The sequence below is a fragment of the Alkaliphilus flagellatus genome (assembly GCF_018919215.1).
Lineage (GTDB): Bacteria > Bacillota > Clostridia > Peptostreptococcales > Natronincolaceae > Alkaliphilus_B > Alkaliphilus_B flagellatus.
In genome coordinates, this window is the sequence record NZ_JAHLQK010000006.1 from 98,612 (window position 1) to 118,485 (window position 19,874).

Sequence of the window (19,874 nt, forward strand, 5' to 3'; positions counted from 1 at the left end):
CCCGAAAGGGGGACAAAAAATGAAAGGATGGATAAGTCTCCATAGGAGAATAAGAGACCATTGGATATGGCAGGAAAAGCCTTTTGATAAACGTTCAGCATGGATTGATTTATTGATGATGGCAAACCACCAAGAAAATAAATTTCTATTAGGTAGCGAGTTAATAGAAATACAAAGAGGTAGCTTTGTTACTTCTGAATTAAAGCTTATGGAACGTTGGGGATGGTCAAAAACTAAGTTAAGAAACTTTCTAAAATTACTTGAAGAAGATGAAATGTTAATAAAAAAAACAGACAAAAAAAAGACCACCTTAACAATTTGCAATTACAACGATTATCAAACTTTAGAAAACTATAAGGAGACCACAAGAGAACCACAACAAAACCACGCGGAGACCACAGAAAGACCACAAGAAGACACAAACAATAATGATAATAATGAGAATAATGATAATAATATTATATCTTCTTGTGAAGATGAAGGAGAATTAAAATTTCCAGTAGATTCTATCGAATATCGTTTAGCTGATTATCTTAGAAAGCACATATTAAAAAATAATCCTAAAATCAAAGTGCCAAACGATATTGAAATGGATAAATGGTCACAGCATATAGACTACATGATTAGATTAGATAGTAGATCAATAGAAGATATAAAAGCAGTAATTGAGTTTGCTCAAAAAGATGATTTTTGGATGACTAATATATTAAGCACTTCAAAGTTAAGAAAACAATTCGACCAACTATATCTAAAGTGTCAACAGAAAAATAAGCCGACTAAATCAATTAATCAACCAGCAAAACATAAAACTAAATTCCATCTTGCTAAAAGCAGGGGTGATAAATATACAGCGGATGAATTAGAGCAGCTTATATTAAGTAATCAGAAAAGACGTTTAGAGCAAACGTGACTAGGAGGGATTAAATGCTAGATGAAATCTTAGACGAAATAGTAAGACAAGTTGCGAACGGTAAATCATTTTGGGAAGTGATAGCATAGGCTAAGGAGGTTTTAAAATGTTAGAGATAGTGCAACAAGCGAAGATAGATTTAGAGATAGCTGAAAATACGTTTCAAAATGCAACTGGCGATGATGTTGACATAGCTATACTACAAGTAGATTTAGCAAAGGCAAAGCTAAACAGAGCATACAAATTAGCGAAGGAGGAAGGGGTTAGGTATGAATAGAGTAATTTTAATTGGTAGATTAACTAGGGACCCAGAGTTGCGTTTCACTCCAAGTGGAAAAGCAGTATGTAAATTCGGTATTGCAGTAAATAGACTTTTTGCAAAAGAGAAGGAAGCAGACTTTTTTAATGTGGTTACATTTGATAAACGAGCAGAAAACTGTGCTAACTATCTTGCAAAAGGCAGATTAGTAGGATTGGAAGGAAGACTACAGAGCAGATCATACGAAGCTCAGACTGGAGAAAAACGATATGTTACGGAAGTAATTGTGGATAACGTAGAGTTTTTAGAGTGGGGAGATAAGAAGCAGGAGGGCAATTCTACAGGGGATTTTAACTATGATGAATTTCAAGCTATAGACGATGACGAGGATATACCATTCTAAGACACAATATGAAGAAATAGCGACATAAGGGGGTGCAGAAATTGAAAGTTTTAAAATGGCCTGGAGCCAAGTGGAGCATAGCAAATAAAATAGTAGATTTAATGCCTGAACATAAAATCTATTTAGAGCCATTCTTTGGGTCGGGAGCAGTATTTTTTTCAAAGGCTCCATGTAATACGGAGATACTAAATGACCTAGATGGCGAAGTAGTTAATTTGTTTAAGTGCATAAGAGATAATCCAGATGAACTAGCGAGGTTAGTTTACTTCACACCATATAGCAGAGAAGAATATAAAGAATCTTACAATAGGTCCGGAACAGATTTAGAAAAGGCGATGCAATTTTTAATTCGAGCAAATATGGCTAGAGCAGGTATGCAATATTATTTTTCCAGCTGGAGACATGCAGGTCCAGTGTTAGGAGCAACGTGCAAACAGAGAGTCACTGGCGATTGGAACAAAGTTACTGAAAAAATAATGGAAGCAGCTGTAAGATTAAAATATGCAGAAATAGAAAATTCAAATGCAATAAGTCTTATAGAAAAGTATAACAGGAAAGATTGTTTAATATATGTAGATCCGCCATATTTACTAAGTACCAGGAAACAAAGATACTACAACGTGGAAATGACTGAGGAACAGGAGCATGAGGAATTAATAAAAGCTTTAAAAGGTCATTCAGGGCCTGTATTGCTAAGTGGATATAATTCAGAGTTATACAATGATTTGCTAGAAGGTTGGGGCAGAAAAGAAATACCAACTCAAGCAGAGCAAGGTAGAAGAAGAATAGAAATAGTTTGGGCCAATTATAAATTATCTAATCAAATATCAATGTTTGGATAATTACACATCACAAAATATTAAAGTTTAAAGCAAGAATAATGTTCTTTGAAAACTGAATAATACGGTATTGAAAAATTAAGAATTTACTATAACAATATAGAGAATATGGTATAATTTTCTTGTTAGATAAATCGGATTAGATGAAAAATATGAAATAGGAGGAAGAATAATAAAATGAGACTTTCGATTTTTTTGCCTGCTTATATAGTGTTGATAGCACTGATAGAAAAAATTTTAAAGAACAAGTTGGATATTAGAGATCCAAAAGGACTATTCAACCATTTTAATAAATTGCATAAGTGGTTAGAAGTATTGCTTATCGCAGGAATAATATTATCGCTTTTTATTAATGCACTTTATACTTTTATTCTGTTTATTTTGTTATTTGCTTTTCGTGCTTTGATGGAATGGAAGTTTGATAAAGACTCAAAATTATACATTCTAAATGTCTTATATAGTGGCGAATTTTTATTACTTTTAATAATATTATTATTATTTTTTGAGAGGGAATCATATGTTATTTAGTTAAGACATAAGGAATTTGTTGTTGCACATCATCTTTATTAGACGTAACAGATGTAAAATATGCATACCTAATACTACTGATTTTATACATAAAAAGAATTATAAAAAGGAGTGATATTATGAGAAGTAAATATATCATCTTAGGTGTTGCATTAATTATTTGTAGCAGTCTATTTTTGGTAGGTTGTAATAGGGAAGCAAATAAGGAAATGAGTTATGAAATAATTTTATTTGAAAATGCTCCAAAAGAAGTTCAGAATGAAATAAGCGAAGTAGATAAATGGATAAGAGAAAGGGAAGCGGTTATAGATAATGATCATCCGAATCAGACAATAAGCTTTAGTGGTAGTGTTGATTTAGGTAAAGAGAGGTATGAGTATTTCATAACAAACAATCAAATACCTAAAATCATTGAAGTTGTACCAGACAAAGCTTATGGCATTGGAATAATGATAAAACATACTACTGAATATAGGGAAAACATAGAATTTCCGACTACTGTAGCTATTGTAAAATTAAGCGATTATTATGGTAAAATCTCACATGTCTATGTAAGTCATCCATAAGAAATTTTGTAAGTATTTAAATAATAGCTATATCTCATCATCTTTTTTAGACGTAACAGATGAAAAGTGTGCAACAAAGAATATATTTATTAACTGATATCAACAATGTATGGCATAACAATTTACTATACATAAAATAAAAGGGGGATAATAGTTGAGTAACTATAAAATTGTAGAAAGTACAAAAAAAGAAATTGATTTTGTTGAGGACAAAATTTGTGAATATAATGAATCAAATGTACCGTTTGAATTATCTATTCCATCATCTAAAATTAATAGACACATACAAGATGATAAGGGCAATATTATAGCAGGAATAAATTGTATATATTACGCTTGGAAATGTATATATAGATGCTTTATGGGTTAAAGAGGAACATAGAAGTAAAGGTCTTGGTTCTCAATTGTTAGGTGAAATAGAGAAAACTGCAAAAGAGTATAGTTGTCACATTGTACATCTAGATACCTTTGATTTTCAAGCAAAAGATTTTTATATTAAACAAGGATATGATATATATGGAGTATTAGATGATTGTCCACAAGGTCATAAGAGATATTATATGAAAAAAAACATTTAATTCATCTTATTCTTTTATTGTGAAGAAGTAAAAACTAATATTTATATCGTACTATCTATTTAAAGCGTAATACCTAAAAAATAAAATATTTTACTTTAATACCGTATTATTCAGAAATGAATTTACGGTATTTTTATGTCGCATTACAAGAAATAGGTGCAACTGCATCTAATGAAGATATTGTGAAGTAATTAATAAAAAATGTTCTTTGAAAATTGAATAATACGGTATTAAGAAAAAGTGTTATAATTAATTCATAATTGTATTAAATTGTTTGTTGATTATTTATATAATAGGAGGTATTGACTTGAACAATAATAAAGATAATAGCCTTGCCGAATATCTTGTCATTGGAATGATAATTGGTTCCTTGGTAGGTGTTGTTTTTTCGATAATTATGAGAAATAACACTTTCTTCTCAATAAGTGGAACAGGTTTTGGTCTATCATTTGGTTTACTAATTGCAAATATTATATGGTGTGTAAAGAATACGACAAAATGAGCATAATGTGAAGCACGATAAATTTCAATTTGTAGAGTAGATTAAATTAACTTTAAGGGAACAATTTTAAAATATAACGAAAATAAAATTAAATATTTAATTTATGAAAGTACCGTATTATTCAAAAGTGAATATGCGGTATTTTTTATGTTGTAGTTCAAGAATTAGCTACAACTAATGAAGATATTGCGAACTAATTAAGAAAAAATGCTCTTTGAAAACTGAATAGTACGGTATTGAAAAATAGAAATTCATTATAACAGTGTGGAAAATATGGTATAATTTTCTTGTATGATAAATTGAACTAGTAATTATATTTAACATTAATATGACTGTTGATTATGAGGTGGATTATGGAAATGAAAAAGATTAAGGGAATAAATTTAATCAAAATGTCTGTACTTGTATTAACAGGATTCACACTTGCTACTCTGATATTAAACATCAGTGTTTCATACCAGACTTATAGAGGGAGTGAGGATTCACTAATAGGATTGTTTGCAATTTTGTTAGGAACTGTTTTGGGAGTAATTGCAAGAGTTGGGTTAACATTATTATTTTGGAGTTCGTATAATATTAAGTATCCAAATGAGAAGTTTAATGAGAAAATTGGGAAAAAAATAATTGCATATTTTTTGTTTATGACTGCTCTGATAGGTTTGTCTCTGAGCCGTGGAACATTATTAATATTCATTATTTGTACTCTATTAATAGCTCTAAAAGAGCAAAAGAAGTTGGCTGTAGAATAAATAGGATGAATAAAATATTATCTATAAATACCGTATTATTCAGAAATGAATTTACGGTATTTTTTATGTCGCATTACAAGATATAGTTGTAACTAATGAAAAAAATAAGCTTTAGATATTAAATTTTAAAGCAAAAAGATGTTCTTTGAAAACTGAATAATACGGTATTGAAAAATAAAAATATTTACCATATAATGCAAATAAACTAATGATATATGCTATAATCTTCATATAAATAAATTGAAACAGTAGAATGATATGAAACAAAGATTATTTTCATTATGGAAAGATGGGATAAAGATATGATATCAATTTTAGGTGCTTTAGTATTTGGTATAGCCACAATAATATATGTTCTGCTAGCACTAGGATTTCCGTTAGGTGAATTTGCACTCGGTGGTAAATATAAAGTAATGCCAATACAATTTAGGATAGTATGCGCTATATCTGTTTTAGTTCAATTGTTTGCAATAGTAATCATTTTACAAGCAGGAGGTATTATATCGCTTTTATTTTCATTGAAGGCTACAAAAATGATTTGTTTTTTCTTTGCTGCTTATTTGTCATTAAATTCTATAATGAATGCATTATCTAATAGTAAAAAAGAAAAATTTATTGTTACTCCTCTATCTATCATAGCAGCAGTATGTTTTTGGATAACAGCATTTAATGCATAACATAATAGTCAGAACTAAATATTTTACTTTAATACCGTATTATTCAGAAATGGATAAGCGGTGTTTTTTATGTGATAATCTAAGGTTTCTGTACAGATAAATTAAAAAGGGGGCATAAGATGCTAGGGATAAAAACATATAAGGATCTACAATTAGAAAAGGAAATAATTGAGGATAGAATAGAACAATTAAAACAAAATCAAAAGCTTTTAGCTAAGGAGTTAAGAGGTCCAGTAGATATAGCTGCTATAGATTATTCTAAAGATAAAGGAGTAGGGATAACTCCAAGACCATTAGAGGATGTGCTAGCGGAAACTATGCAATTGGACAGTATGATTTACTTAGAGGAAGAAAGATTAAAGAATACTATTAGGACTATACAAAAGATTGATGCAAGATTACAACAGCTAGAGGGATTACATTATAAGGTGGCATACATGAAAGAAGTAGAGAAAAAGTCATTACAAGAGATAGCAGATGAACTAGACTACTCATTAGATTATGTAAAAAAGATTAGTGCAAGTTTAAAATAAGGCACTTTTATGGCACTTTTTTTAAAATTAAATGTGATATTATGATAGTGTAAGGAAATGTCCTCCTCTCAAAATTATGGGTCACTAATAGTGGCCGACCGCCCATATTATTATGCGGTGGTTTTTTGTTGGTAAAAAAACGTAATCAAAAAGACATGAAATAGTAACTTAACTGTAACTATAACTTAGTATACTTAAGTTGTAAAAAAATAAACAAGCAAATTTCTCCCTTATTAAAACCTCGTCAGAAATGGCGGGGTTTTTTAATGCGAAAAATTAAATAAGGTGATGCCATGAAAGAAAAATACATTGATATACTCTATAAAAAAGAGTTAGAAAGAGAAAAGAAAAGACAGGATGAAATAGAAAGTTCTAAATGTCATAGATGCGAATGGAGCAGGTGGACAGGAGTGGGCTATACTTGTTTTTGGAAAGTGTGTCAGAAGTGAATGTCGAAACTTGACGCACGAAAGATGTAGGTTATTCTCCTTTTATGTAGAATGTTTAATATTAGACCATAATAATTAGACAATAATATTTTCAAGGAGGAAGCGAATAAAAATGAAAGGAAAATTTGCAGGTTTTTTAACTGGAGTAATTGTTGGTGGTGCTGTTTTTGGCTCTGCAGGAGTATATGCAGCTAGCAAAGGATCTTTAATTGAGGTTTTTAATAATGTAGTCAAAACGATTATAATTGATGGAGAAGATAAAACTCCTAAAGAACAAAAAGATATGCCTTTTGTTTATAACGGAACAACTTATGTTCCAATAAGATATATAAGTGAATCAATGGATAAAAAGGTATCTTGGGACGGAAATACTGGTACAATATTTATAGGCGATACTCAAGAAGAAGCTAGTTATTTCTACAAAAAACCTTTTGCTGAAGTTTCATCACTGATTACAACTAGAGAGGATATTAAAGGTATTGCTTTGGTTACTGATTTTAACTGGGGAAATCCTGTGGAAGAGACAGATAAACAATATTATAAAGAATCAATAAAATATAATTTAAATGGAAGTGTTGATAAAATTGCTGGTTCTATAGAAATGTTACATGAATTTGGTAAGCATCATGAATCTTATGAAGGTAATAAAAAAGTTAGCGGACGAGTTAGAATATATGATAGTAATGATAATATGATTTATGACAGTAAACTTATCAGATTAGGAACAGATGCTATTAAGTTTGAGATTGATGCAAAGAACATATTAAGTGCAAGATTTGAATTATATTTAGAAACACCGAATGGTCAGTATGGCGGAGGAGCTATTGCAATTAAAAATTTAAGATATTATTAAAATATAACTCAACATAATATAAACTTAGTAAAAATTCCTGTAGATATACTGAATAACGCTAATGTTGAATATGTAGATAAAATTTTTTCAAGAGCCAACAGGCTCTTTTTTAATTCCAAAACAAACGAATAGCAACTAGCAATGGGGTGGCATGTCGAAACTTGCGAACGATTGATGTAGGATTTTAACTCTTTTTGACGAAATAAACGTAGGTGGGAGGGAGGTGCTAAAATGGCAAAGTATAAAGTTTATAAAAATCCAGCAAATGGATATACTGAGAAAGTAAAAGATGGTTTTAATTGGCCTGTATTTTTCTTTGGACCTATATGGTATTTATTTAATGGTCTTGTTGGACAGGGTATAGCTTGGTTATTGGTAGCTTTAATAGCTGGAACATTTACAATTGGTATTGGTGCAATTATAGTATGGATAATAGCAGGTGTTAAAGCTAATAAAGTTAAGGAGAAATCTTTTTTAAGTAAAGGATGGCTTTATGTTGGATATGAAGATGAAATAAGGCAAGATAACATATAAACAAAGATAAAGACTATAAAGAGCCAGCGGGCTCTTTTCTAATACAATTAAATAAACGAATAGCAACTAGCATGAATTGTCGAAAAATGTTATACGAGTAAGAATAAAGCCATTACTCTTAGATGATATAATATACTAAAACACTAGGAGTGATATTGTGGGATTTTTTGGAGACAAGAGAACATACGAACAAAGACAACGAGAGCAACAAGAGCGATTAGAAGAGTTTATGGAGAGATATCAATTAGAAGATTTAGACGAAAAGGATATGGTAGTTCTTGAAAGGATTGCTAATGATCCAACACGTAATTCTTTAATAAAAACAGGTATGAATTTATCAGCGCTAAGACTTACGATCAACTGCAAGTTACTTACTTATCAGCTCTAATTGAACAGAACTGGATGATTATTAGACAATTAAGTAGATTAAACAATAACATAGAAAAATTAAATAACAAACAAGAAATTTAATTAAGACACTCAACAGGTGTCTTTTTTCATGTAATAAATTAAGGCAGGTGGTGGTATGGATGTAAAACTAATAACAAAACAAAAACTATTTTGTGATGAATATTTAATAGATCTTAATGCAACAAGAGCATATAAGGCAGCAGGGTACAGTATTAAAAGTGATAATGCTGCAGCAGTAGAAGGGCATAAACTACTAAGAAACCCTAAGATTGATTTATACTTAAAACAACGAATGGAAGATAGAGAAAAAAGAACAGAGATAACCCAAGACATGGTATTAAAGGAACTTGCTAAGATCGGGTTTGCAAATGCTACGGATTTTGCAAGAGTAGTAGAAAAATCTTACATGAAACCTATATTGGATGCCGAAGGCAATAAGACTGGAGAAGAAGAGGCATTTTATAAAACAGTTGAAATATTTGCAACAAAGGAAATTTCACAGGATAAGCTTGGTGCTATAGCAAGTATTAAGCAAGGTCCTAATGGAATAGAAGTGAAACCGAATGATAAGGTTAAAGCCTTAGAACTTATAGGAAGGCATCTAGGCATGTTTACGGATAAGGTAGATGTCAAAGTTGAAAAATCGGAAAAGTTAGCTGACATAATAGATCAACTTGGTGGTGAAGGCCTTGACGAAGAAGAGTAACTTTCCTTTATCACAAAAATATATAAATTTTATCAATACCACAAAGAATGTGGATGCTGACTTCCTAGAAGGTACAACAGCCAGTGGAAAAACTACAGTTGGTGCTGGTGTTAAGTTTATGAATATGGTAAGTAGGAGCAAGAAGAAACTACACATTATAGCTTCAAAGACTACCGGGACAGCAGAGAAGAATATTATTCAACAAGATAATGGCATACTAGATATACATAAGGGAAATGCAAAATACTATGGTAATGGGGATAAGGATTACAAAATACCTCATATAAAATTTGAAGATAAAATAGTATTTGTTTTAGGGTATGATAATCGTGATAAGTGGGAGTTAGTTCTAGGTTCTCAATTCGGGTGCGTCTACATAGATGAGATTAATACAGCCAACATAGATTTTGTAAGGGAGATATCAACAAGAAATGATTACTTAATGGCTACCTTAAACCCTGATGATCCTAATTTGCCAGTATATAAAGAGTTTATTAATAGATCCAGGCCGTATAAGAAATATGCCAAAGATGTTCCGATTGAAATAATGCAAGAATTAAATGAGGAGCCAGTACCTAAATGGAGGTATTGGTTTTTTACTTTTAACGATAATCTTAGCTTATCGAAAGAAGATATAGAGAAGAAGAAAAGATCAGCACCTAAAGGCACTAAGCTATATAAGAATAAAATACAAGGGCTTAGAGGTAGGGCAACAGGATTAATCTTCTCTAACTTTACCAGAAAGAACAATGTGATTACTCTGGCCACACTTAAAAAATGGATGGAGGATAAGAAGGACCCTCTAAAGTTTATTCACTTCTCGTGTGGAGTAGATACAGCTTATTCTTCTGAAAGTCCTGATACTATATCTTTTATATATCAAGGGATAACAAACAAGGGTCAATTAATAATCCTTGATGAAGAAGTATATAACAATACTGACTTAGAGAACCCATTAGCGCCTAGTGATACAGTAAATAGGCTAATAGCTTTCCTAGATAGGAATAAGGATAAATGGAGATTTGCTAGAGATGTATTTATAGATTCAGCCGACCAAGCAACTATTACAGAATTAAATAAGTATAAAAGGCAACATGGAAGTATATATAATTTCCTTAATGCTTATAAGAAGGTAAAGGTAATAGATAGGATACACTTACAATTAGGATGGTTAAATACAACAGAAACTAAGAAGGCTGATTATTTAGTATTAGACCACTGTGTTAATCATATAAGAGAATTGGAGTCTTATAGCTGGAAAGAAGATAAGTATGAGCCAGAGGACAAGAACGACCATACGATTAATGCCAGCCAATATGGATTTATTCCATTTAGAAATAAGATAGGAGTAGGGGGTTAATTATGGGTGTAAGAGAGGTGATAAAAAACATGGTAATGAAAATGTTAAATGTAGTGCCAGCAACAGATAATTCTATTTCAATCAAAGAACCTTTATCACATGCAGGAACAGTATTAAGAAATAGAATTTGGTATAGAGGAGATCCATCAGAGTTAGACCAATTCTTTAAACAGACAGCCCAAGATGATGTAGGGAAATCTCGGTTTTGGGCAGCAGTACCTTCGGCAGACTCTAGTATAAGAAAGTTTCATAGTGGATTACCTGGGGAAATAGTTGATAAGTTAGCCGATATTGTAATAGCTGATTTAGATAATATTGAATTATCAGAACAGGACTTATGGAATGAAATAGCACTAGATAATAAATTTAATGATGGATTATTAGGGGATGCAATCAAAGATGCTTTAATTTGTGGAGACGGTGCATTTAAGCTGAGTATAGATGAAGAAATATCTAAGTATCCTTTGATAGAATTTTATAGCGGTTCTGATGTAAGCTACACATACAAGAGGGGTAGACTACAAGATGTAATATTCTATGCCTACTATCCGCATGAAAAAGAAACATATAAGCTAGAAGAAATCTATGGAAAAGGATTTATAGATTATAAGCTATATGATAAGCATAATAAAGAAGTTCCACTGTCTAAAGTGCCAGAGATAGCTAACTTATCTAAGGTTACTTTTGCAGGAAACTTTATTATGGCAGTACCTATGAAATTCTTTAAATCTGCTAAGTTTAATAATAGAGGTAATTCAATCTTTGAAAGAAAATCAGATAACTTTGATGCACTAGATGAAGTTATAAGTCAATGGATAGATGCCATAAGAGCTGGAAGGGTAAAGAATTATATTCCAGAGGACTTAGTACCTAAACACCCTGAAACTGGTCATGCAATGAGACCTAATCCTTTTGACAATCAGTTCATTAAAATAGGCTCTTCTATGAAGGAAGATTCTAAAGACCAAATAGATCAAGTACAGGCAAATATAAACTATGAGGCATTTGTTGAATCATATGCAAATACTTTAGATATGTGTCTACAAGAAATTATTTCACCCTCTACTTTAGGCATTGACTTAAAGAAAACCGACAATGCGGAGGCCCAAAGGGAAAAGGAAAAGACTACTCTATATACTAGATCAAAGATAATTGATGTATTAACAGAAATTATCCCATTATTGGTTAATGTAACATTAAAGGTAGTGGATAATATGAAGAACAGAAATCCTAATGACTATAAGGTATCTGTATCCTTTGGAGAATATGCAAGCCCTGACTTTGGTAGTGTAGTTGAGGTAGTAGGCAAAGCCAAGTCTTATGGAATTATGAGTATAGAAAAGGCTGTAGATGAATTATATGGAGACACACTCACAGATGAAGAAAAGGCTTTAGAAGTTAAAAGAATTAGACAGGGAGATTATGTAGTAGAGGAGCCAGCAACAAACATTGATGGATTAGATGATGAAGTGATAGAAGATGAAGAATAAAAATTATAATATCCGAGATATATTCCTAATGATGGAGTTGGATTTAATAAGGTCTATGGCTAGGAACCTAAAAAGACACCAGGAAGAAGAATATAAGCAGGGTTTTAAGTTCGAGCAATGGCAATCAGCTAAGTTAAGAGATTTAAAACGATTCAGAAAAGAAAATAAAGCAATTATAGGAGAGTATAACAAGCCTATAGAGGAATTAATTAACTTTACACTATTAAATACCTATAAGAAATCACAAGACAATGTTAATAGGTTTATAAAAGAAATAAAGAACGAATTCATAGATGATGTATTTATTAGATTACCAGGAGACTTAAAACCAATAACAAAGCCTGTAGAAGCCGAAAACATGCAGGAAATGTTAGAAGAAGTAGTAGAAAATGCAAGAACGTGGCAAGAAACTCCTACACCTATTGATGAAGTTTTCTTTAGGAGTAACAATAATAAATTCAATGCGCTTATGGAAACAGTAGAAAATGACTTTAATAAGGCTAATGCAGCAGTATTAAGACGAATGGATGATGTATATAGGCAAACTATATTCAAAGCCCAAGTCCATTACAACACAGGTACAGTAAGCCTAGATAAAGCTATTGATATCGCCACTAAGGATTTTTTAGAAAAAGGAATAGATGCGATAGTATATAAGGATGGTAAGAAGGTTAATATAACTACCTATGCTGAAATGGCTTTAAGAACCGCCAACCATAGAGCTTATTTAATGGGAGAAGGCAAGAAAAGACAGGAAATAGGATTGTCTTTAGTAGTTGTATCAGCCCATGCAACGAGTTGTGAATTATGTGTACCATGGCAAGGGCTTGTATTAATAGATGATGTATATAGTGGTGGTAAAAAAGAAGATGGACCATATCAGTTATTAAGTACAGCTATGGATAAAGGCTTTTTACATCCTAACTGTAGGCATAATATGAATACTTACTTTCCTGGTATAACTACATTACCTAAAATACCTAACATGGATAAAGCACTGGACAATTACAAAAGAGAACAACAGCAAAGGTATATCGAAAGGCAGATAAGGAAGTATAAAAGGCTTAATGCTGGATCAATAAGTCCTTATAATCAAGCAAAATATGAGGAGAAATTAAAAGAGTGGCAGACTAAGCAAAGAGAATATTTGAAAGAAAATCCTCAACTTAGAAGGGCTTATAGTAGAGAAAAATTAAGAGTTAATATTCCATTGACACCGGAAGATCAGAAAGTTAATATTAAGATAGATCCTAAGCAGTTTGGTAAAAAAGTAGGTAAACATGCCGAAGATTATGGGTTGGATGTTACTAAAGCAGAAGATAGAGCTAAGATGAATAATATTATAAATGATATAGCTCAAAATCATAATGAGGCTAGAAAAGGTATCTGGAGAGGATTAGGTGGAAAGGATCCAGCTACAGGTAAACAATTAGATGGTGAAGCATGGTTTTTAATTAAGGATAATGATGTTATAGTAGTAAATAATAAGAATGAGTTTGTAACAATACTGAAAGATGGTATTGGCAATGAAAGAGTTAAAAAAGCAATATTAAAGAGAAAGAGGTGATAATTATGAGTGAAGAAAAATTTAATAAGTACTTTGAATTAGTACAACAAGAAGCAGCAAAGCAGGGTAAAAAATTCTTCATGGATACAGGAGAAGGAAGAGAACATATAACAGAGGATATGGAAATGGAAGATTTATCAGGTTGGTTAATCCCATTAGAAAGATCAGAAGAGTTTATGCAGCATTGGGCTAAGGAGGAATTTCCTCATAATATCCCCGATGAACTAGATGATACTTTCTATGTATTTGCGATATGGTCCATAGATGATGATAGAAAGGTACAAATAAAATTTAATAAATACTAATGGAGCACTTATTAATAAAATGATAGGTGCTTTTATTATGCAAGAAAATATTTGAACCAAATATTGCTATAATATTCCATAGAAGATATAATGAATAAAAAAGGAGGGGTATTATGAATAAAAAACAGTTTTTTTTAATTCTAACAAGTATTTTTATGGTCATGACTCTAAGTAGCTTAACTGTATTTGCAAATAGCTCTATCAAAGTTAGTGTTGATAATAAAATACTTAGTTTTGATTCTGAACCATTTATAGAAAGTGGAACAACACTAGTTCCTATGCGCAAGATATTTGAAGCATTAGATGCAGATGTAACATGGGTCAGTAAAACACAACAAATAGTTGCAACTCATGGCAATAATTACATTGTATTAACAATAGGTTCGACTGTTGCAGAGAAAAATGGAACAAATGTAAATTTGTTAGTTGCGCCTAAGATTGTAAATGGTTCAACTTTTGTTCCTGTAAGATTTATAGCAGAAGCATTAAATGCAGATGTAGTTTGGGATAGCACTTCACAAACGGTTATTATTAACTCTGGCCCAGATGTAGCTCAAGATACTATTTTAGAAGTGATTGTTATTGATAATAGCTCAGATATAAGTGGATTTGATTTTCGTTCTTCTTATAGCCCGTTAGAGCTTGAACTATTAAACAAAAAAATATTAAATGATGATGTAATGCCTTACAATGAGCTCTTAATCGGATACGAAAATCCTGAAATTGCATTCTACATAATTGAAAAACCTAAAGATCAACCTGGTAGTGTAGATGGCATATTACCACGAGAAGAGGATGAAGAAAAAAAGGCCATAGATGATAAAGTTGAACAGTTCAAGACTGAATGGATAGGCGAAAATGAGTTAAAAAACTCATATAAGGTAACAACTACTCAGCTACATAACGCCATTTGGCTTCATAGATATGAGAATTCTGAAAATGTAACTTTGTATACTATTAACAATCCGCCGGATAGTTTGGAATCGCAAAAAGTATATAAGAAAGATGGAGTTGAATTTCAATATATAAAGGACTCAGAAATATCAAAACGTTATGGGCAAGGGCTTTATTTTAAAAGAAGTGATCTAAAAAGAGAAGGCGTAATTAAATAATTAATTCTTATGCTTAATTATATAAATTAAATTTGTCAAAACACCTAAGACAAATCTGGGTGTTTTTATATTGCCCTTTTTTAAGTGTTGCAGGGCATAAAGAACAACGGTACTCCTAACAGGGAGCAACCTGTATAAATATGCTATTGGAGGAATGGATAATGGAATGGTTAAAAAAATTAATAGAGAAACATATAAAAGATGGAGCATTAAATCAGGAGGAATTCATTAAAGAAGTAAACAGTGAATTCCCTAAACATGCAGTACCTAAAGAGACTTATAACACCTTAGCAGAAACTAAGACAAAGCTAGAAAATGATATTAAAGACAGAGACAAGCAGCTAGAAGATTTGAAAAAGGTTGATGCCGAAGGTCTACAAGCTGAAATAACTAGACTTCAAGAGGAAAATAAGACAGCTAAGGAAACTTACGAAAAAGAATTAAACGATATACAAATTACGAATGCTATTAAATTGGTATTGGATGGCAAGGTGCATGATGAATCTATAGTATCCAATTTGCTTGATAAGTCTAAATTAATCATTAGTGATGATGGTAAGATTGTTGGATTAGATGAACAAATAAACTCTTTAAAAGAGGGTAAGGCATTCTTGTTTAAAGATGAAAATGTAGATCCAAATAATCCTACTCCAGGATTCCAGAAGATAGGTAATCCACCACCAAATGATCCTAAAGCAATAGATAGTGCAGTATCAGCTGCATTTGGTAATACAGAAAAATAATAAAAGAAAAGTGAGGTAATAGAATATGCCAGCTATTAATTATGCAGAAAGATTTGAAAGAGAAATAGAACAGCAATTTGCAAGAGAATTAACCTCTGCAAATATAGCAACAAACAATAAATTTAGATTTATTGATGCACAAACAATAAGAATACCAACTGTTGAATTAACAGGATATAAGGACCATGCAAGAGATGGTTCAAAAAACAGAGGTAAAGTAGGAAATACTTACCAAGCTATGTCATTACAACATGATAGGGATATCGAATTTTATGTAGATGAAATGGATGTAGATGAAACTAATCAAGTATTATCTGCCGCTAATATTACATCTACGTTTAATGAGGACCAAGCTATTCCAGAAACTGATGCTTATAGATATTCTAGCTTTATGCTGAGTTCATACAGCATGGTGGGAAAGTAAACAACGAAGTATTAACACAAGCTAATATCTTACAAGTATTTGACAAGATGATGGAGGATATGGACGAAGCAGGAGTACCACAATCGGGAAGAATCTTAAAAGTAACTCCAACTGTTTACACTATGCTAAAAAATGCAGAAGGAATTCAAAGAACCTTAGATGTAACAGGTGGTGCTAAGGGAATAAACAGAAATGTTAGGTCTTTAGATGAGGTTACTATAGATACCGTACCATCGGATAGGATGAAAACAGCTTATGATTTTAGTGAAGGATGGAAGCCTGCCGAAGGTGCTAAACAAATCAATATAATCCTATGCCATACTTCTGGAATATTAGCACCGATCAAGGTAGCCGATATCTACTTGTGGATGAAAGGACAAACTCCTGAATCTGCATATGGTTACCTATACCAAAATAGATCCTATCAAGATTTATTTGTAATAAAAGCTAAAAAAGATGCTATTGCAATCAATGCAGAAGCTTAATAGGAGGGATAATTCATGTTATATGCAATTAAAGCTAATAGACAATATAAAATAGAAGAAGATGAAAAGCAAAAGTTTATTGACAGAGGATATGAGATTGCCAGGTTAGAAGAAGGTAAACTCGTATTTGAAGAAGTAGAAACCGAAGAAACAAAGGAAATAGCTAAATTAAAAGCCAAAATCAAGAAGTTAGAAAAAGAATTAGAAGAATTAAAGAAGGTTGAAGATCTTGAAAAGGAAAAGAAATCTAAAGGAGAGGGCAAATAGTCCTCTTCTTTCTCTTTTGAAAGGAAGTGAGGATTATGTCCTATGTAGACTATGATTGTTACAAAAATACATTTGGTGGCACTTTAGATGAAACAACAGCTACTAAACTATTAGTAGAATCATCAGATCAGGTAGATAGATTAACCTATGGAAGGATTAGAAGAAAAGGATTCAATAACTTAACAGAATACCAACAAGGATTAATTAAAAAAGCAGTGTGCTATCAAGCGGAATTTATAAATGCTTATGGTGAGTATCTAAATATGCTGATTAGTGGTTATAGTGCTGGTGATATATCTTTAACTTTCAATAAGGACAATCGAGGGGCAGGCGGGATAATAGCGGATAAAAAAACGTTAGACTATCTATCTCAAACAGGTCTTACAACAAGGAGGTTATAGTTATGAAACTTCCTTTTCCAGATTGGATTCTAGTAACGCCCATTAAGGTTTACACTGAAATAGATGGCGAAGATGGAGTAGAAGAAAAGTTAATTTTTGATGATAAATGTAACTTTAGTGAAAAGTCTAGAACTACTCTAAATGAACAAAGACAAGTAGTTGAGCTGACTGGTAAAGCAATATTTAAAGGTGATATCTATCCAGGACAATTAATAAAAGGTTATATAGATTTAGGCGGTATAAAGAAAACCATCTACAAGTCAAGAAAACCCCGCAATCCCGATGGCTCAATATTTTCTACAGAATTGGATTTGATGTAATGAAGGTTAAAACAAGTATTAAATTAAATCAAGCTAATATAAAAAAAATAGAACAAGCTATGGTAAAATCATTACCTTTGACTATGGATGCACTTAAAACCGAAGTAAGCAATATGCAAGTAGTTCCTAAAGATACAGGTAACTTAGAAGAATCAGCAGTACTTGGTGTAGATAATGGTAAAGGCTATATAAGTTATAACACACCTTACGCTAGAAGGTTATATTATCACCCTGAATATAACTTTAGACAGGATAAGAACCCTAATGCACAAGGCAGATGGTTAGACCCATTTATTTATGGAACTAAAAAGGATTGGTTAGCTAAAGCTTTTGGGAAGCTTCTTAAACAAAACTCGGGTGGGGTGATTAAATGATTACGATAAGTGATTTTAGAGACTGGCTAAGAACAAAGGTTGATTGCCCTACTTGGTTTAGTGGTGGATTAAGGGCTACAGATGAAAAGGCTATAGTTATCCACAATGGCAAGGCTTTTACTAATCCTATGGCTATTGGTAGTATTCAAAATAGTTCTTACACAGGAAAGGGCATAAGAATATTAGTTCATTGGAATAAAAACATTAAAGAAAGCGAATTAAAAGCTCAAGAAGTCTATAATGCTCTGCATGGTAAAGGCGGAGTTATAGCTAATAAAAGAGTAATTAAATTTAATATGAGGGATCCTGAACCTATTTATTTAGGTGTAGATGATTCAGGTATTTCTGAGTATGTAATTGATCTAGAAATAATAATTGAAAGGTAGTGAGAATATGGCAAATTTAGGAGTGTATCCTGTATTTGATTTAGATTTTAAAATTGGTACTAAAGGAAGAACAAGTGCGGAAGCTGATATGGCAGTAATAAAAGATATGGAAACATTCTCTCCATCCATAGATGGTAATGTAGAAGAATGGACTCCAATGGATACTGAAGGATGGGTTAGAAGGTTAATGACTGGAAAAGGATTTTCTATTGCCTTAAATGGAAAAAGGCATGTAGGAGATCCGGGTAATGATTATGTAGCAGCTTTAGCATGGAAAAGTGGACTACAGTGTTCTTCAAAGGCAGCTATAGTATTTCCGGATGGAGATAAGCTTGAGTTTGATTGTATAGTCAATGTAACTACTCCATTTGGAGGGGATTCTACTAACGTATCCGGATTAGAATTAGAATTACAATCTGATGGAAAACCAAACTATATACCAGCAGGAGGCGGAGAATAATGAGTAAAATTATAGATATATCAGCAAAATTAACTAATGAAAGACCGAAGCTTAAATTAGCAGAGGGTAAAGTCTATGAAATTGATGATAGGAAGAATAACATAATTCTTTTAAATCAAAAAATGATGAATGAGAATTTAAACGATTTAAATGTTATTGATAATATGATAAATATTGTATTGGGTGAAGATGCCGCAAGGGAAATTAATGACATGAATCTACCTGTAGTTGCTTATCAATCTATTATGATAGCTATTATGGCAGCAATAACAGGTGAAGATTACGAGGTCGCAGAGGCCCGATTTCGCAAAGAAACAATCCTATAAAGAAGATTGGTATGATTTGTATGAGGATTGGGGGCTTATAGAAGCCTCCTTTACTTCTCAGTATGGTATAAGGCTTAGAAGTGAAAACGATATGTCTTGGAGCGAATTCAGCACATTCCTAGCAGGAATAATGCCCGAAACTCCACTAGGTCAAGTTGTATCCATTAGATGTGAAAATGATAAAGAAGTATTAAAAAACTTCACAAAAGAGCAACATAAGATAAGGACTGAATGGAGAAATAGAGCAACTAAAGCCATATTATTAGATAAAGATGAGGCTAAAAAACAAATTAAAATGCTACAGGAAGCCATGAAAAGAGCATTCTCTAAATAAGTATTGAACCCATTGGTTATATT

Annotated in this window: 32 protein-coding genes; all 32 read left to right on the forward strand. The window is 31.9% G+C overall.

Annotation, left to right across the window (positions count from 1 at the left end; genetic code table 11):
* Nucleotides 1-19 precede the first annotated feature (19 nt).
* The 32 genes from KQI88_RS15125 to KQI88_RS15270 all read left to right on the forward strand — a co-directional run bounded on the left by KQI88_RS15125 (nucleotide 20) and on the right by KQI88_RS15270 (nucleotide 19,851).
* Nucleotides 20-910, forward strand: a complete 891-nt coding sequence (locus KQI88_RS15125; protein ID WP_216418731.1) for a hypothetical protein — start codon at nucleotides 20-22, stop codon at nucleotides 908-910.
* A 106-nt stretch (nucleotides 911-1,016) separates the two neighbouring features.
* Nucleotides 1,017-1,187: a hypothetical protein gene (locus KQI88_RS15130; protein WP_216418733.1), complete on the forward strand. Its 171-nt coding sequence runs from the start codon at nucleotides 1,017-1,019 to the stop codon at nucleotides 1,185-1,187.
* Nucleotides 1,180-1,572 carry a single-stranded DNA-binding protein gene (locus KQI88_RS15135; RefSeq protein ID WP_216418735.1) on the forward strand — a complete coding sequence of 131 codons (393 nt, stop codon included), beginning with the start codon at nucleotides 1,180-1,182 and terminating at the stop codon, nucleotides 1,570-1,572. Before KQI88_RS15130 ends, KQI88_RS15135 begins: the two co-directional genes overlap by 8 nt.
* A 41-nt stretch (nucleotides 1,573-1,613) precedes the next feature.
* Complete coding sequence (locus KQI88_RS15140) at nucleotides 1,614-2,414, forward strand: DNA adenine methylase (RefSeq protein WP_216418737.1); 801 nt, start codon at nucleotides 1,614-1,616, stop codon at nucleotides 2,412-2,414.
* Nucleotides 2,415-2,588: 174 nt separating this feature from the next.
* Complete coding sequence (locus KQI88_RS15145) at nucleotides 2,589-2,939, forward strand: DUF4181 domain-containing protein (protein WP_216418739.1); 351 nt, start codon at nucleotides 2,589-2,591, stop codon at nucleotides 2,937-2,939.
* Between the two features lie 119 nt (nucleotides 2,940-3,058).
* Nucleotides 3,059-3,505, forward strand: coding sequence for a hypothetical protein (locus KQI88_RS15150; RefSeq protein WP_216418741.1), 447 nt, complete (start codon nucleotides 3,059-3,061; stop codon nucleotides 3,503-3,505).
* A 154-nt stretch (nucleotides 3,506-3,659) separates the two neighbouring features.
* Nucleotides 3,660-3,875 carry a hypothetical protein gene (locus tag KQI88_RS18515; RefSeq protein ID WP_330656251.1) on the forward strand — a complete coding sequence of 72 codons (216 nt, stop codon included), beginning with the start codon at nucleotides 3,660-3,662 and terminating at the stop codon, nucleotides 3,873-3,875.
* A complete protein-coding gene (locus KQI88_RS18520; RefSeq protein WP_330656258.1) occupies nucleotides 3,856-4,083 on the forward strand; it encodes a GNAT family N-acetyltransferase in 228 nt (75 codons plus the stop codon). The genes KQI88_RS18515 and KQI88_RS18520 overlap by 20 nt, the downstream gene beginning before the upstream one ends.
* Before the next feature lie 307 nt (nucleotides 4,084-4,390).
* On the forward strand, nucleotides 4,391-4,585 hold the full coding sequence (locus KQI88_RS15160) for a hypothetical protein (RefSeq protein ID WP_216418743.1): 195 nt from the start codon (nucleotides 4,391-4,393) through the stop codon (nucleotides 4,583-4,585).
* 359 nt (nucleotides 4,586-4,944) lie between these two features.
* Complete coding sequence (locus KQI88_RS15165; protein WP_216418745.1) at nucleotides 4,945-5,334, forward strand: hypothetical protein; 390 nt, start codon at nucleotides 4,945-4,947, stop codon at nucleotides 5,332-5,334.
* A gap of 302 nt (nucleotides 5,335-5,636) precedes the next feature.
* Nucleotides 5,637-6,011: a hypothetical protein gene (locus KQI88_RS15170; protein ID WP_216418747.1), complete on the forward strand. Its 375-nt coding sequence runs from the start codon at nucleotides 5,637-5,639 to the stop codon at nucleotides 6,009-6,011.
* 119 nt (nucleotides 6,012-6,130) lie between these two features.
* The gene (locus KQI88_RS15175; protein WP_216418749.1) at nucleotides 6,131-6,544 is read left to right on the forward strand and encodes a hypothetical protein; all 414 of its coding nucleotides are present in this window, start codon (nucleotides 6,131-6,133) and stop codon (nucleotides 6,542-6,544) included.
* Between the two features lie 561 nt (nucleotides 6,545-7,105).
* Complete coding sequence (locus KQI88_RS15180; RefSeq protein ID WP_216418751.1) at nucleotides 7,106-7,846, forward strand: stalk domain-containing protein; 741 nt, start codon at nucleotides 7,106-7,108, stop codon at nucleotides 7,844-7,846.
* Between the two features lie 231 nt (nucleotides 7,847-8,077).
* On the forward strand, nucleotides 8,078-8,380 hold the full coding sequence (locus KQI88_RS15185; RefSeq protein ID WP_216418753.1) for a DUF2628 domain-containing protein: 303 nt from the start codon (nucleotides 8,078-8,080) through the stop codon (nucleotides 8,378-8,380).
* A 157-nt stretch (nucleotides 8,381-8,537) separates the two neighbouring features.
* Entirely contained in the window at nucleotides 8,538-8,768 is a 231-nt protein-coding gene (locus tag KQI88_RS15190; protein ID WP_216418755.1) for a hypothetical protein, read from the forward strand.
* 138 nt (nucleotides 8,769-8,906) lie between these two features.
* Nucleotides 8,907-9,497: a terminase small subunit gene (locus tag KQI88_RS15195; RefSeq protein ID WP_216418756.1), complete on the forward strand. Its 591-nt coding sequence runs from the start codon at nucleotides 8,907-8,909 to the stop codon at nucleotides 9,495-9,497.
* Nucleotides 9,481-10,857, forward strand: a complete 1,377-nt coding sequence (locus KQI88_RS15200) for a terminase (RefSeq protein WP_216418757.1) — start codon at nucleotides 9,481-9,483, stop codon at nucleotides 10,855-10,857. Before KQI88_RS15195 ends, KQI88_RS15200 begins: the two co-directional genes overlap by 17 nt.
* A 2-nt stretch (nucleotides 10,858-10,859) precedes the next feature.
* A complete protein-coding gene (locus KQI88_RS15205) occupies nucleotides 10,860-12,347 on the forward strand; it encodes a capsid protein (protein ID WP_216418758.1) in 1,488 nt (495 codons plus the stop codon).
* On the forward strand, nucleotides 12,337-13,914 hold the full coding sequence (locus KQI88_RS15210; protein ID WP_216418760.1) for a phage minor capsid protein: 1,578 nt from the start codon (nucleotides 12,337-12,339) through the stop codon (nucleotides 13,912-13,914). Before KQI88_RS15205 ends, KQI88_RS15210 begins: the two co-directional genes overlap by 11 nt.
* Nucleotides 13,915-13,919: 5 nt before the next feature.
* Nucleotides 13,920-14,219 carry a hypothetical protein gene (locus KQI88_RS15215; protein ID WP_216418761.1) on the forward strand — a complete coding sequence of 100 codons (300 nt, stop codon included), beginning with the start codon at nucleotides 13,920-13,922 and terminating at the stop codon, nucleotides 14,217-14,219.
* Between the two features lie 113 nt (nucleotides 14,220-14,332).
* On the forward strand, nucleotides 14,333-15,331 hold the full coding sequence (locus tag KQI88_RS15220) for a copper amine oxidase N-terminal domain-containing protein (protein ID WP_216418763.1): 999 nt from the start codon (nucleotides 14,333-14,335) through the stop codon (nucleotides 15,329-15,331).
* A 161-nt stretch (nucleotides 15,332-15,492) separates the two neighbouring features.
* Nucleotides 15,493-16,074, forward strand: a complete 582-nt coding sequence (locus KQI88_RS15225; RefSeq protein ID WP_216418764.1) for a phage scaffolding protein — start codon at nucleotides 15,493-15,495, stop codon at nucleotides 16,072-16,074.
* 25 nt (nucleotides 16,075-16,099) lie between these two features.
* Nucleotides 16,100-16,498 carry a hypothetical protein gene (locus KQI88_RS18190; RefSeq protein WP_246579332.1) on the forward strand — a complete coding sequence of 133 codons (399 nt, stop codon included), beginning with the start codon at nucleotides 16,100-16,102 and terminating at the stop codon, nucleotides 16,496-16,498.
* Nucleotides 16,499-16,557: 59 nt separating this feature from the next.
* The gene (locus KQI88_RS18195; protein ID WP_246579333.1) at nucleotides 16,558-16,983 is read left to right on the forward strand and encodes a hypothetical protein; all 426 of its coding nucleotides are present in this window, start codon (nucleotides 16,558-16,560) and stop codon (nucleotides 16,981-16,983) included.
* 15 nt (nucleotides 16,984-16,998) lie between these two features.
* The gene (locus KQI88_RS15235) at nucleotides 16,999-17,250 is read left to right on the forward strand and encodes a hypothetical protein (protein WP_216418766.1); all 252 of its coding nucleotides are present in this window, start codon (nucleotides 16,999-17,001) and stop codon (nucleotides 17,248-17,250) included.
* Nucleotides 17,251-17,285: 35 nt separating this feature from the next.
* A complete protein-coding gene (locus KQI88_RS15240; RefSeq protein ID WP_216418768.1) occupies nucleotides 17,286-17,651 on the forward strand; it encodes a head-tail connector protein in 366 nt (121 codons plus the stop codon).
* Between the two features lie 2 nt (nucleotides 17,652-17,653).
* Nucleotides 17,654-17,971: a hypothetical protein gene (locus KQI88_RS15245; protein WP_246579334.1), complete on the forward strand. Its 318-nt coding sequence runs from the start codon at nucleotides 17,654-17,656 to the stop codon at nucleotides 17,969-17,971.
* The gene (locus tag KQI88_RS15250; protein ID WP_216418770.1) at nucleotides 17,971-18,345 is read left to right on the forward strand and encodes a minor capsid protein; all 375 of its coding nucleotides are present in this window, start codon (nucleotides 17,971-17,973) and stop codon (nucleotides 18,343-18,345) included. Before KQI88_RS15245 ends, KQI88_RS15250 begins: the two co-directional genes overlap by 1 nt.
* The gene (locus tag KQI88_RS15255) at nucleotides 18,342-18,731 is read left to right on the forward strand and encodes a minor capsid protein (RefSeq protein WP_216418773.1); all 390 of its coding nucleotides are present in this window, start codon (nucleotides 18,342-18,344) and stop codon (nucleotides 18,729-18,731) included. Before KQI88_RS15250 ends, KQI88_RS15255 begins: the two co-directional genes overlap by 4 nt.
* Nucleotides 18,732-18,738: 7 nt before the next feature.
* Complete coding sequence (locus KQI88_RS15260) at nucleotides 18,739-19,191, forward strand: phage tail tube protein (protein ID WP_216418775.1); 453 nt, start codon at nucleotides 18,739-18,741, stop codon at nucleotides 19,189-19,191.
* Entirely contained in the window at nucleotides 19,191-19,517 is a 327-nt protein-coding gene (locus KQI88_RS15265) for a hypothetical protein (RefSeq protein ID WP_216418777.1), read from the forward strand. Before KQI88_RS15260 ends, KQI88_RS15265 begins: the two co-directional genes overlap by 1 nt.
* Nucleotides 19,465-19,851 carry a Gp15 family bacteriophage protein gene (locus KQI88_RS15270; protein WP_330656252.1) on the forward strand — a complete coding sequence of 129 codons (387 nt, stop codon included), beginning with the start codon at nucleotides 19,465-19,467 and terminating at the stop codon, nucleotides 19,849-19,851. The genes KQI88_RS15265 and KQI88_RS15270 overlap by 53 nt, the downstream gene beginning before the upstream one ends.
* Nucleotides 19,852-19,874 lie beyond the last annotated feature (23 nt).

Coding starts and splice junctions, on each gene's coding strand:
- KQI88_RS15255 (WP_216418773.1), top strand. CDS start 18,342: ATGATTACGATAAGTGATTTTAGAGACTGGCTAAGAACAAAGGTTGAT.
- KQI88_RS18190 (WP_246579332.1), top strand. CDS start 16,100: ATGCCAGCTATTAATTATGCAGAAAGATTTGAAAGAGAAATAGAACAG.
- KQI88_RS15170 (WP_216418747.1), top strand. CDS start 5,637: ATGATATCAATTTTAGGTGCTTTAGTATTTGGTATAGCCACAATAATA.
- KQI88_RS15175 (WP_216418749.1), top strand. CDS start 6,131: ATGCTAGGGATAAAAACATATAAGGATCTACAATTAGAAAAGGAAATA.
- KQI88_RS15205 (WP_216418758.1), top strand. CDS start 10,860: ATGGGTGTAAGAGAGGTGATAAAAAACATGGTAATGAAAATGTTAAAT.
- KQI88_RS15265 (WP_216418777.1), top strand. CDS start 19,191: ATGAGTAAAATTATAGATATATCAGCAAAATTAACTAATGAAAGACCG.
- KQI88_RS15240 (WP_216418768.1), top strand. CDS start 17,286: ATGTCCTATGTAGACTATGATTGTTACAAAAATACATTTGGTGGCACT.
- KQI88_RS15220 (WP_216418763.1), top strand. CDS start 14,333: ATGAATAAAAAACAGTTTTTTTTAATTCTAACAAGTATTTTTATGGTC.
- KQI88_RS15215 (WP_216418761.1), top strand. CDS start 13,920: ATGAGTGAAGAAAAATTTAATAAGTACTTTGAATTAGTACAACAAGAA.
- KQI88_RS15150 (WP_216418741.1), top strand. CDS start 3,059: ATGAGAAGTAAATATATCATCTTAGGTGTTGCATTAATTATTTGTAGC.
- KQI88_RS15125 (WP_216418731.1), top strand. CDS start 20: ATGAAAGGATGGATAAGTCTCCATAGGAGAATAAGAGACCATTGGATA.
- KQI88_RS18195 (WP_246579333.1), top strand. CDS start 16,558: ATGGACGAAGCAGGAGTACCACAATCGGGAAGAATCTTAAAAGTAACT.
- KQI88_RS15130 (WP_216418733.1), top strand. CDS start 1,017: ATGTTAGAGATAGTGCAACAAGCGAAGATAGATTTAGAGATAGCTGAA.
- KQI88_RS15185 (WP_216418753.1), top strand. CDS start 8,078: ATGGCAAAGTATAAAGTTTATAAAAATCCAGCAAATGGATATACTGAG.
- KQI88_RS15235 (WP_216418766.1), top strand. CDS start 16,999: ATGTTATATGCAATTAAAGCTAATAGACAATATAAAATAGAAGAAGAT.
- KQI88_RS15165 (WP_216418745.1), top strand. CDS start 4,945: ATGAAAAAGATTAAGGGAATAAATTTAATCAAAATGTCTGTACTTGTA.
- KQI88_RS15135 (WP_216418735.1), top strand. CDS start 1,180: ATGAATAGAGTAATTTTAATTGGTAGATTAACTAGGGACCCAGAGTTG.
- KQI88_RS15180 (WP_216418751.1), top strand. CDS start 7,106: ATGAAAGGAAAATTTGCAGGTTTTTTAACTGGAGTAATTGTTGGTGGT.
- KQI88_RS15245 (WP_246579334.1), top strand. CDS start 17,654: ATGAAACTTCCTTTTCCAGATTGGATTCTAGTAACGCCCATTAAGGTT.
- KQI88_RS15145 (WP_216418739.1), top strand. CDS start 2,589: ATGAGACTTTCGATTTTTTTGCCTGCTTATATAGTGTTGATAGCACTG.
- KQI88_RS15250 (WP_216418770.1), top strand. CDS start 17,971: ATGAAGGTTAAAACAAGTATTAAATTAAATCAAGCTAATATAAAAAAA.
- KQI88_RS15210 (WP_216418760.1), top strand. CDS start 12,337: ATGAAGAATAAAAATTATAATATCCGAGATATATTCCTAATGATGGAG.
- KQI88_RS15195 (WP_216418756.1), top strand. CDS start 8,907: ATGGATGTAAAACTAATAACAAAACAAAAACTATTTTGTGATGAATAT.
- KQI88_RS15260 (WP_216418775.1), top strand. CDS start 18,739: ATGGCAAATTTAGGAGTGTATCCTGTATTTGATTTAGATTTTAAAATT.
- KQI88_RS15225 (WP_216418764.1), top strand. CDS start 15,493: ATGGAATGGTTAAAAAAATTAATAGAGAAACATATAAAAGATGGAGCA.